The organism is Micromonospora sp. NPDC007220 (assembly GCF_040634035.1).
Lineage (GTDB): Bacteria > Actinomycetota > Actinomycetes > Mycobacteriales > Micromonosporaceae > Micromonospora > Micromonospora reichwaldensis.
Window position 1 is genome coordinate 1 of the sequence record NZ_JBEYEU010000057.1, and the last position, 6,205, is coordinate 6,205.

The 6,205-nt window shown below is 76.0% G+C and carries 1 protein-coding gene; it reads left to right on the forward strand.

Annotated elements, in window-relative coordinates; genetic code table 11:
* Nucleotides 1-6,205 (forward strand): type I polyketide synthase (locus ABZ573_RS32395; protein ID WP_358122905.1); only part of this gene is annotated, 6,205 nt, incomplete at both ends.

Sequence of the window (6,205 nt, forward strand, 5' to 3'; positions counted from 1 at the left end):
TGGCGCGCTGGTTGCTGGCCAACGGGGCCGGTGAGGTGGTGCTGGCCTCGCGGCGGGGTCCGGCGGCGCCGGGCGCGGCCGAGCTGGTGGCCGAGCTGGGTGCGGTGCGGGTGGTGGCGTGCGACGTCACCGACCGGGCGGCGGTCGACGCCCTCGTGGCGGACCTGCCCGGGCTGACCGCCGTGGTGCACACCGCCGGCGTGGTCGACGACGGCGTCCTCGACGGGCTCGACCTGGGCCGGATGCAGGCCGTCCTCGACGGCAAGGTCCGCGCCGCCCGCGTGCTGCACGAGGCCACCGCCCGCCGCGACCTCGACGCGTTCGTGCTCTTCTCCTCCCTCGCCGGGGTCATCGGCAGCGCCGGACAGGGCAACTACGCGGCGGCCAACGCCTACCTCGACGCGTTCGCGGCCTGGCGACGCGACCAGGGCCTGCCCGCCACCGCCATCGCCTGGGGCGCCTGGGCCGAGGACGGCATGGCCGCGGCGCTGACCGCCCGGCTCGCCCGGGGCGGCGTCGACGCGCTCCCCGTCGCCGAGGCCGTCACCGCCCTCGGCCGGCTGGTCAACACCGCCGAGCCGGCCGTCACCGTCGCCGACGTCGACTGGGGACGCCTCGCCGCCTCCTGGGGCCGCCCGACGCCACTGATCGCCGCCCTGCCCGGGGTGCCCGCCGTGCCCACCGGTCCGGCCCGCGCCGTGGTGGTCGGCCGGTCCCTGCCGCAGCTCGCCGACCTCGTGCGCACCCAGGCCGCCGTCGTGCTCGGCTACCCGGCCGGCCAGCCGCTGCCCGAGCGCACCTTCCGCGACCTCGGCTTCGACTCGCTCACCGCCGTCGAGCTGCGCAACCGGCTCACCGCCGAGACCGGCATGACGCTGCCCGCCACGCTGGTCTTCGACCACCCCACGGTCGCCGAACTCGCCGCGCACCTGCACGGCCTCACCGCCGGGCACACCACCGGCGAGGTGGTCGCCGACGGCACGGGCCGCGACCGCGAGCCGATCGCCATCGTCGCGATGAGCTGCCGCTTCCCCGGCGGGGTCACCTCGCCCGAGCAGCTCTGGGACCTGCTGGCCACCGGCACCGACGCGTTGAGCCTGATGCCCGGCGAGCGCGGCTGGAACCTCGCCGAGCTGTACCACCCCGACCCCGAGCACCTCGGCACCAGCTACGTCCGGGAGGGCGGCTTCGTCGCCGGGGCCGGCGAGTTCGACCCGGCGTTCTTCGGCATCAGCCCCCGCGAGGCCCTCGCCATGGACCCGCAGCAGCGGCTGCTGCTGGAGGCCACCTGGGAGGCGTTCGAGCGGGCCCGGATCGACCCGACCGCGCTGCGCGGCAGCCGCACCGGCGTGTACGTCGGCACCAACGGACAGGACTACGGCTCGCTGCTGATGGCCGCCGGGGACGTCGACGAGAACTACCTCGCCACCGGCACCTCCGCCAGCGTCATCTCCGGCCGGCTGGCGTACACCTTCGGGCTGCACGGCCCGGCGGTCACCGTCGACACCGCCTGCTCGTCGTCGCTGGTCGCGATGCACCTGGCCGCGCAGGCCCTCCGGACGGGCGAGTGCGACCTCGCCCTGGCCGGCGGCGCCACGGTGATGGCCACCCCCGGCATCTTCGTCGGCTTCTCCCGCCAGCGCGGCCTCGCCGCCGACGGCCGGTGCAAGCCGTTCGCCGGGGCCGCCGACGGCACCGGCTGGGGCGAGGGCGTCGGCCTGCTGGTGCTCCAGCGCCTCTCCGACGCGCGCCGCGACGGCAACCCGGTCCTCGCCGTGCTGCGCGGCAGCGCCGTCAACCAGGACGGCGCCTCCAACGGCCTCACCGCCCCCAACGGCCCCGCCCAGCAGCGGGTGATCCGGCAGGCCCTCGCCAACGCCGGGCTCACCGCCGACCAGGTGGACGCCGTCGAGGCGCACGGCACCGGCACCACCCTCGGCGACCCGATCGAGGCGCAGGCGCTCATCGCCACCTACGGGCAGGACCGCCCCGCCGACCGGCCGCTCTGGCTCGGCTCGATCAAGTCGAACATCGGGCACACCCAGGCCGCCGCCGGTGTGGCCGGGGTGATGAAGATGGTCCTGGCGATGCGGCACGGGGTGCTGCCGCCCACCCTGCACGTGGACGAGCCCACCCCGCACGTCGACTGGAGCGCCGGCAGCGTCGAGCTGCTCACCTCCGCCCGGCCGTGGGAGCCGGCCGACGGTGTACGCCGCGCCGCCGTCTCCTCGTTCGGCATCAGCGGCACCAACGTGCACACCATCCTCGAACAGGCCCCCGCCGACGAGCCGGAGCCCGAGCCGGCGGCCGACGCGCCGACCGGGGAGCTGCCCTGGGTGCTCTCCGGGCGCACCGTCGACGCCCTCACCGCCCGCACCCGGGACCTGCTCGACCACCTCGACACCGTCGACGACGACGTGCTCGCCGACGTCGGCTGGTCGCTGGCCGCCACCCGCGCGTCCCACGACCACCGGGCCGTCGTCTTCGCCGCCGACCGCGACGAACTGGCCGCGTCCCTCGACGCGCTCGCCGCCGGCCGGCCCACCCCGCAGACCGTCACCCGCGCCCCCGGCACGCCGGGCGAGGTCGCCTTCGTCTTCCCCGGCCAGGGCTCCCAGTGGGTCGGCATGGCCGCCGAACTGCTCGACACCGCCCCGGTCTTCGCGGAGAAGTTCGCCGCCTGCGCCGAGGCGCTGCGCCCGTACGTCGACTGGTCGCCGACCGACGTGGTGCGCGGCGCGCCCGACGCCCCGTCGCTGGAGCGCGTCGACGTCGTGCAGCCCACCCTGTTCGCGGTCAGCGTCTCGCTCGCCGCGCTCTGGGAGTCGTACGGGGTGCGCCCCTCCGCCGTCGTCGGCCACTCGCAGGGCGAGATCGCCGCCGCGCACGTCGCCGGCGGCCTCACCCTGGACGACGCGGCGGCCGTGGTGGCCCTGCGCAGCCGGATCATCGCCGGCATCGCCGGGGACGGCGGCATGGTCTCGGTCGCCACCACCGCCGACGAGGCCACCGCGACGATCACCCGCTGGGCCGGCCGGGTCGCCCTGGCCGCCGTCAACGGACCCACCTCCGTCGTGGTCTCCGGCGACAGCGCCGCCCTCGACGAGCTGGTCGCCCACTACGAGTCCCGCGAGGTGCGGGTGCGCCGCGTCCCCGTGGACTACGCCTCCCACTCCGCCCACGTCGAGCAGCTGCGCGAGCAGCTCCTGGAACTGCTCGCCGGGCTGCGGCCCCGTACCGGCGAGGTCCGGTTCCGCTCCACCGTCGAGGGGGACTGGCTCGACACCGCCGCCCTCGACGCCGACTACTGGTACCGCAACCTGCGGCAGACCGTCTGCTTCGACGACGCGGTGCGTAGCCTCGTCGCCGCCGGCTACCAGACCTTCGTCGAGGTCAGCGCCCACCCGGTGCTGACCATGGCCGTGCAGGAGAGCGTCGAGCTGGCCGCCGCCGACCCGGACGCGGTCACCGTCACCGGCAGCCTGCGCCGGGGCGAGGGCGGCCTCGGCCGCTTCCTGCGCGCCCTGGCCGAGGTCTGGGCCGGGGGTACGGCGGTGGACTGGCGACCCGCCTTCACCGGCCTCGCCGGCCGCCGCCTCGACCTGCCCACGTACCCGTTCCAGCGGCAGCTCTACTGGCCGCAGCCGTCCGCCGCGCCCGCCCCGGCTGCCGGCGTCGCCGGCCCGGTGCAGGACGACGAGGTCGACGCCCGGTTCTGGGCGGCCGTCGAGGCGGAGGACCTGACCGCGCTCACCGCCGAACTCGCCGCCGCGACCGACTCGGAGCCCGTGCCGGACGCCGCGTTCGCGGACGTGCTGCCGGTCCTCGCCGCCTGGCGTCGCCGGCACCGCGACCAGGCCACCGTGGACTCCTGGCGGTACCGGGACAGCTGGACACCCGTCGCCGGCGACGCCGCGGGCGAGCCCACCGTCACCGGCACCTGGTGGCTGCTCACCGGCCCCGACGACACCGGCGCTGCCGAGGCCGCCTTCTGCGCCGAGGCGTTGCGGCGGCACGGCGGCACCGTCGTACCGCTGGCGCTGGACGCCGACCGCACGGACCGCGCGGCGCTCGCCGCCCGGCTGCGCGACCTCGCCGACGGCGGCACGCCCGCCGGGATCCTGTCGCTGCTGCCGCTCGACGAGACGCCCGCCCCGGCGCACCCGTCGGTGCCGGTCGGCTTCGCCGGCACCGTGACCCTGGTGCAGGCGCTCGGCGACGCCGGCGTCCGCGCGCCGCTGTGGTGCCTCACCCGGGGTGCCGTCGCCACCGGCCCGGCCGACCCGCTGCCGCACCCGCTCCAGCAGCTCACCTGGGGCTTCGGCCGGGTCGCCGCACTCGAGCACCCGGACCGCTGGGGCGGCCTCGTCGACCTTCCCGACGAGCTCGACGACGCGGCCGGCCGCCGGCTGGTCCGCGTCCTCGCCGGCGCCGACGGGGAGGACCAGGTCGCGCTGCGGTGGGCCGGCGCCTTCGGCCGGCGACTGCTGCACGCCCCGCTCGGCGACGCCCCCGCCCCGCGCACCTGGCGGCCCTCCGGCACCGCCCTGGTCACCGGCGGCACCGGCGCGCTCGGCGGACACATGGCCCGCTGGCTCGCCGCCAACGGCGCGGCGCACCTGGTGCTGGTCAGCCGGCGCGGCCGGCAGGCCGAGGGCATCGCCGACCTCGAGGCCGAGCTGGTCGGACTGGGCGCCCGGGTCACCGTCGCCGCCTGCGACGCCGCCGACCGGTCGGCGCTCGCCGCCGTCCTCGCCGACCTGCCGCCCGAGCACCCGCTGACCACCGTCGTGCACACCGCCGCCGTGCTCGACGACTCGGTGATCAACTCGCTGACCCTGGAGCAGGTCGACTACGCGCTGAGCGCGAAGGTCACCACCTCGCTGAACCTGCACGAGCTGACCCGCGAGCTGGACCTCGACGCGTTCATCCTGTTCTCCTCGATGGCCGGCACCGTCGGCAGCTCCGGCGTGGGCAACTACGCCCCCGGCAACGCGTTCCTCAACGCCCTCGCCGAGCACCGGCGGGCCCTCGGCCTGCCCGCCACCTCCATCGGCTGGGGCGCCTGGGGCGGCGGCGGCATGGCCGACGGCGAGTTCGGCCAGATGCTGCACCGCCACGGCGCACCCGAGATGCCCCCGCGCCTCGCCGTCGCGGCCCTGCACCAGGCCGTGGAGCACGACGAGACCTTCCTGACCATTTCGAACATCGCCTGGGACCGGTTCTTCGTCGCGTTCACCGCCACCCGGCCCGGTCCGCTGATCTCGGAGATCCCCGAGGCGCAGCGGTTGCAGGCCACCAAGGGCCTCGCCGAGACGAAGGAGACCGACGAGGCCGGCCCCGCCGGCGCGTTCACCCGGATGAGCGCCGCCGAGCGCCAGCAGGCGCTGCTCGACCTGGTCCGCGACCAGGCGGCCATGGTCCTCAAGTACGCCGACGGCCAGGCCGTCGACCCGCACCACGCGTTCCGGGACCTCGGCTTCGACTCGGTGACGGCGGTGGAGCTGCGCAACCGGCTCGCCACCGCCACCTCGCTGCGGCTGCCGGTGACCCTGGTCTTCGACTACCCGTCGCCGACCGCGCTCGCCCGGCACCTGCACGAGGAGCTGGGCGGCGAGGCCGCCGTGGCCGTCGAGGCCGCCCCGGTGACGCTCGGTGACGACGAGCCGGTGGCCATCGTCGCCATGTCCTGCCGCTTCCCCGGCGGGGCGCACGACCCGGAGCGGTTCTGGCAGATGCTGCACGCCGGCCGTGACGCCGTGTCCGACCTACCCGGCGATCGGGGTTGGGACGTCGAGCGGCTCTACGACCCCGACCCCTATTCCACCGGCACCTCCTACGTCCGCAGTGGCGCCTTCCTCTACGAGGCGGCGGAGTTTGATGCCGGTTTCTTCGGGATTTCCCCCCGCGAGGCGTTGGCGATGGATCCGCAGCAGCGGTTGCTGCTGGAGGTTTCGTGGGAGGCGGTCGAGCGGGCAGGGGTTGAGCCTGGGGTCCTTCGGGGTTCGCGAACAGGGGTGTTCGTGGGCACGAATGGTCAGGACTATGGGGCCCTGCTGATGGTGGCGGGGGACGAGGTGGAGGGCTTCGCGGGCACGGGCAACGCCGCGAGTGTGGTGTCGGGTCGGGTGGCGTACGCGTTGGGGTTGGAGGGGCCGGCGGTGTCGGTGGACACGGCGTGTTCGTCGTCGTTGGTGGCGTTGCA